The sequence below is a fragment of the Pontibacter virosus genome (assembly GCF_003096355.1).
In the GTDB taxonomy this organism is placed as follows: Bacteria; Bacteroidota; Bacteroidia; order Cytophagales; family Hymenobacteraceae; genus Pontibacter; species Pontibacter virosus.
Genome location: NZ_QEKI01000030.1, coordinates 1 through 5,388, shown reverse-complemented (window position 1 = coordinate 5,388; position 5,388 = coordinate 1). Strand labels below are relative to the sequence as shown.

Below are 5,388 nucleotides of genomic sequence, written 5' to 3'. Positions count from 1 at the left end.
GGCTGCTCTGAAGGTATAAAAGCTGTACTCCTATACCTGGTAAAAGGGTGCTGGGTGTATTAGAAAAATAATATCAGGCTAATCTAAAGGTTAGGTGTAAATGATAAAAATAGAATGAATGAAATGGTTTAGGTTGACAGCTGTTGCAGCAATTATATTCTTTGGTTTCTCTTGCCAAGAAAAAGACGGAAGTGGCAATAATCTGCAAAACCACAAGAATCTGATTTCATTCAGTAACGAATTTCTCAGGGACCTAACAGTCGAAGAGCAAGAACAAGATAGCTACACTTACGGAAAAGGAAGCATACAGCAGGAGCAGAAGGCTGATACATTATATGTAACAGCAGATTTTCCGTGGTCTGGATGTGCTGACATGGAAGGAGACCTCGTGTATAAAGGCGATTCTTTGACTTTGGTGTATAGACTTAAAGAAGATGTAGTCTGTGCAGAAATTATCTACTACCGATTAAAATACAAAATACTCAACAAAGAGAAAGCCAGGTATAAGGTAGATATAGAGTATCAGGAAAATGAAAAAACATCTACACCTAACAAGATATAAATCTTAAGCTACGGCCGATGGCCTTGCTCGTTATTTATATTAACCGTTAGCATCAATATATGAACATAGTCTTATACGCATTTTTAATAATACTTAACTCTTGGGGTTTAGGTGCGCTTGTTAATTATTGTATTCAGAATAAGACTTTCTATAAATCAATATCGAATAAGGTTCTAATTAAAAATGAAAAGTGGAATACCTACTTAGGATTGGCTTTTTTTAAATTCCTCGTCACCAAAACTTTCTATGGAAAAATAAATCGGACTATAAGAATAAGTAACGGGACGTTTGATAACCTGAGCAAAATGAAGAAGAAGATGATTGATTCTGAAATTGGTCATTCTGTAGGATTCTTAAGCTCCCAAGTAGTTTTCATAATCTTATTTATCAATAATAATGAAGCTTTTTTGTTCGTCGGAACAGTATTAAATATACTTTTAAATTTTTATCCGATTATTTTACAGCAAAGTAATAAATCAAGAATTAGTAAAGCTTTAAAGAAATACAATTGCTAACCACACCTTTACCATAGCTCCGCCATGGCAAAGCCAAGTCCGTTAGGCTACAATAAAATTATAGAATGCTAAGACTATATAAGAAAAAACTTCCGAGTTGTGATAAGCTGTTTAAGGAGTTTCTAAGTCCATGGTATCCAGAAGAAGAAAGAAATGAAATGACTCGTCCTGACATGTATGTTATAGCGGGTTATGAAGGAAAACCTCTTGATATGGATGAAATACAGTATTTGCAGGAAGATCTATTGCAGGAAGCAAAGGAATACATCACAGCAATAACTGACGCTGCACTACAAGACTTCAGAAATATCGTTAATGCCAACTGTCTGAATCTTGAAGTTCTCGATAGAGTTGACAGGTTCTATGATAGAGCGAGTGTTGCGCAAATGATAAAGCAAAGTAATACGGAAGATTTCTCAAACCAGTACTTAGTATCTGTTTGTGAGTTGGGAGCTACATTAGGTTATTTGTTTAAGCAGTCACAAGAATTCGACTGGCTATACTCTTACCCATACTTTCATTCTATCATAGTGCATAAAGAAACAGGATTCGGTATTACTGTTTTTGATTGGGCAGTAAAGAAGTTTAGCGAGTATGGTATAGAAGATGGGCTTGCGGCTAAGTTTCAGGCAGCCTTAGATGGGATAGAAAACTACAAAAAAGAGAATAATATCGTAGCCTAACCAAGCACATGTGCAAAGCTTCGGCTGAAAGCCTCGCTCACCTCATGCACGAGCCGTTGTACCATATTTGTAAGTATGAAAAACCTGATATTATTGATAGCCATGTATCTTACGACTTGTATGGCAACAGCTCAGGTAGCTATAATTCAGGACAAGGATGGTTACACCAATGTCAGGGAAAACCCGAATGGACAGGCGCCAATCATCCATAAACTATACAGCAACGAAGCCTTCTGGTATCACTATGAAGAAGGACATGATACGGACGAATGGGTTCCTGTCTTTATACCTATTAATGCCTTCTCCTTTAGTTCTACGCAGCCTGACTACATCGAAGGATTCATACACAAATCAAGGCTCCAGCCGCTGGACAAACTACAGCCCTACCAGGGAACAGATTTTAAATTTGAATATCTTCTGGAGCCCTTTAAGCTCAATAACCGAATTGTTGAAAAGCATGATGGGAAATGGGTAAAAACAATTGCAGGTAGACCTGTATGGGGAACGGACGGAAACTTCCCACGAACACAAGTAAAAGGAGTCAACGCCATAGTTGATGGAAAGAAAATTGAAATAAACACGCCTCTCTACAGCGACATCTATGAATGCACGAACACCTTCAAGGTCTATAAAAGTGGAGATTCTTACATCGTCTACCAATGGAACAGCGATGGGGCAGGTGCTTATCAGCTTGTCTGGGTTTTTACAAGAGATGGACTGAAGCAAAGGCTTGTTGGGTCAATGATTTAAAGAAAAACAAGGTACAACCACGTGTATACTTCATGCCTCGGCTACGCCTTGCACATCGTCTACACCAGTCCGTTAGGTAATATTTCAATCATTAAGTGAAAAAAGTATGATGTTCCTTTATTTAGCAATTCTCTTTTTCACTGTACCTTTCCTTGTTTCGCTGATTCTAAGTAGAGTAAGATTAAGGAGTTATTTTGCATATCCACTTTCTACTATTCTAGTTCTTGCATTACCAGCTATACTTATTTTTTTCGATCTAATGCCAATTGAAGGTTTAATTTTAACATTAACAATGGCTTTCTTTATACCTCTGTTAATGCTAACCCAGTATCTTGCGAACCTAGTTTTTGAAAATAAAAAAGTAAAGAAAAACATTACCTAACCCTGCACATAAACCAAGCTGTGACACGCCTTGCTCGCTTTATGTACGCGGCCGTTAGGTGCCATAAAAATCATGGAAGAAAAACTTACACAAGAAGAATTAATCTTGATTGAAGAGGGAATCAGTTTTCATAAAACTTCTGGAGCTAAAATACTCAAGGGTGGAATTTTGGCGTCAGTACTTGCTTCGATAATAGGTTATACTGTAATGGGGTTTACACTTCAAGATGTAGTATTAATGTTTTTGGGGTTGATTCTGCTCACATTATATATCTGGTACAGTGTATTTGAACGACCTAAATCAAGATTGAAGCAAGACCATAATAAAGGAACAAAGATTGTCCAAGCAGCAACTGTTAAAAGAGTCAAAAACAACAGTGAAGGAAAGTTCTATCAATTAAGCAATGGACTAAAAATCAAAGAAAGTGACTTTGAAGAAAATCAAACACTACTGGAAAATATCGGAAAAGGAAAGGAGCTTATATTAAGCTACACACCACATCATAAAATGATACTGAACATAGAGGAAAAAACTACGGCACCTAACCAAATATAAAAACTATACTTCGGCTACGCCTTGTTAACTTTTTATACCAGCCGTTAGCCTTTATTAAATGAAATTACTATTACGTGATTATCTTGAAAACATTCCTTCCAATATCTCATGGAAGAAAGTTTTGTTACTGTTGATTATAATACAGATTAACAGTTTTGTTCTTGTGAATTTTTTCATTCCTTCTCTGTTTAGTGAAGAAATTAGAATATGGACAGGTGGAATTATTACTCCTGGTCAGGTTGCTTTTCTGTACTCAATATTATTTTATTCGGCTTTGTTTAAGCTTTTCGGAGTATCAGTTTTAAATAGCAACATATACAGAAATAATTTAAATGCTGTTATCGTGATTCTAACCGCAACAGTATGTATATTTTTATTGTTGCTTCCTCAGTATGTACATACCACTCAGGGAGATGTGTTAATCCTTTTTGGGCACTTCCTTGAGCTTCTTTTCGGAGCTGTCTTTGAAGAACTTGTTTTTAGGTTTTTTCTCTTGGCTGCCTTCATTCAACTGTTTAAAAAGTCATTCGGATCAGGTTCTGTTTGGCTTTCTATAATCATTTCATCTTTTATTTTCTCTTTTGGACATATCTTCGATCATATAAGGCAGGGGCAAGTTTATATAGAATTCTATATCTGGGCATTTTCAATCGGAATTCTTCTTTCATGGATTTATATCTTATTTAATAATATAGTTCTGGTTATTCTGTTGCATCTATTTCTGAATCTGATTGTCCTATTTTTGCCATTGGTACAGCAGGGTGTGATTTTAGCCGAATTTATTTGGTACTTAGTTGCATTCTCGTTGGTAATCTTCGGTAACAGAATAATAAAAATAACAAGGGCTAACAACTAAGGCTTCGTTGGGTACGGAGTGCCGACAATGAAGCCGCGGTTGCACTAACCGTGCGACGCGCTATGGGTTTTAAGTCGGAAGAGGCTTGCCCCTGAACTACCTCTTTGGGCTATCTGGTTACTGACGGCCCAACGGACGTGGGCCTGGGAGGGTAAAGAAAGATACTTTTTGCTGTTTCCGGGAGATGATCTTCGCTCCTTTCAAGGCATTTCCTGCCGTAGGGGCATAGCTGCGCCAGGCCACCTTCTCAGGTGGCTTTTTTTGTATCCTTACTCGAAGTCCCGGTACCTGCGCTGCGTTCTCAGGCCCTGTGGCGGCCCCCGCTTGGTGAGCACCTGGAGGGTGACCATCGTCTCCTTTTTGCAGCAGGGGCATACGAGCGGGTTGTACTCCTCGAGCTGGCGCACCTCTGCCTTCCGCCTTTTCTCCCCGGGCATCTGCTCCCGGATCACGGGAATGGCCGTGCCCTTGCTAGTGCCGCTCAGAATGCCGTAGTGGCGTATGCGGACAAAGCCCCGGGGCAGGATGTGCAGCGAGAGGCGGCGGATGAACTCCATTCCCTCCAATTTCATCTCCAGCTTCCGGGCCCCTTGCCGGTAGTCCCTGTAGGCAAAGCTCACCGACTGCTCGCCCACGGCTGTGAGACGGTGGTTGGAGATGGCGATCTTGTGGGTGTAGCGGCCCAGGTACTCGACCACCTGCTCGGGCCCCGAGAAGGGGCGCTTGGCATACACCACCCACCGTTTCTGGAACAGCGCCCTGATCAGCTCCTTGTCCACCTCGGGCAATTTTTCCCTCAGCAGCTGCACGTACTTGGCACGGAAAACCAGGCTCATGGCCCTGACCGGGAAGAGGTAGCGTCCCTTGCCGCGGGCTCCTTTCCATTTGCCCTGCTCGGTGAGCCCGCCGCCGGGCACGACGCAGTGCAGGTGCGGGTGCAGCGAGAGGGTCTGTCCCCAGGTGTGGAGCACGGCCACCATGCCCGGCCTTGCCCCCAGGTGCTTTCGGTCACTGGCGAAGGCAAGCAGCGTCTGCCAGGCGGCCTCGAAGAGGGTATCGTAGACGAGCCTGGGCTGATGCATAGC

Annotated in this window: 7 protein-coding genes; 6 read left to right on the top strand and 1 reads right to left on the bottom strand. The window is 41.3% G+C overall.

Annotated elements, in window-relative coordinates:
• Positions 1-118 precede the first annotated feature (118 nt).
• The 6 genes from C8E01_RS21260 to C8E01_RS21230 all read left to right on the top strand — a co-directional run bounded on the left by C8E01_RS21260 (position 119) and on the right by C8E01_RS21230 (position 4,303).
• On the top strand, positions 119-562 hold the full coding sequence (locus tag C8E01_RS21260; RefSeq protein ID WP_116545471.1) for a hypothetical protein: 444 nt from the start codon (positions 119-121) through the stop codon (positions 560-562).
• 59 nt (positions 563-621) lie between these two features.
• Complete coding sequence (locus C8E01_RS22215) at positions 622-1,077, top strand: glycosyl-4,4'-diaponeurosporenoate acyltransferase CrtO family protein (protein WP_116545470.1); 456 nt, start codon at positions 622-624, stop codon at positions 1,075-1,077.
• A 65-nt stretch (positions 1,078-1,142) separates the two neighbouring features.
• The gene (locus tag C8E01_RS21250; RefSeq protein ID WP_116545469.1) at positions 1,143-1,760 is read left to right on the top strand and encodes a hypothetical protein; all 618 of its coding nucleotides are present in this window, start codon (positions 1,143-1,145) and stop codon (positions 1,758-1,760) included.
• Between the two features lie 75 nt (positions 1,761-1,835).
• On the top strand, positions 1,836-2,510 hold the full coding sequence (locus C8E01_RS21245) for a hypothetical protein (RefSeq protein ID WP_133242814.1): 675 nt from the start codon (positions 1,836-1,838) through the stop codon (positions 2,508-2,510).
• Positions 2,511-2,964: 454 nt separating this feature from the next.
• Positions 2,965-3,447, top strand: coding sequence for a hypothetical protein (locus tag C8E01_RS21235; RefSeq protein WP_116545466.1), 483 nt, complete (start codon positions 2,965-2,967; stop codon positions 3,445-3,447).
• Between the two features lie 58 nt (positions 3,448-3,505).
• A complete protein-coding gene (locus tag C8E01_RS21230; RefSeq protein ID WP_116545465.1) occupies positions 3,506-4,303 on the top strand; it encodes a CPBP family glutamic-type intramembrane protease in 798 nt (265 codons plus the stop codon).
• A 269-nt stretch (positions 4,304-4,572) separates the two neighbouring features.
• Here C8E01_RS21230 and C8E01_RS21225 read toward each other — a convergent pair.
• On the bottom strand, positions 4,573-5,388 hold an 816-nt coding region (locus tag C8E01_RS21225; RefSeq protein WP_116545464.1), incomplete at its 5' end, for an IS91 family transposase.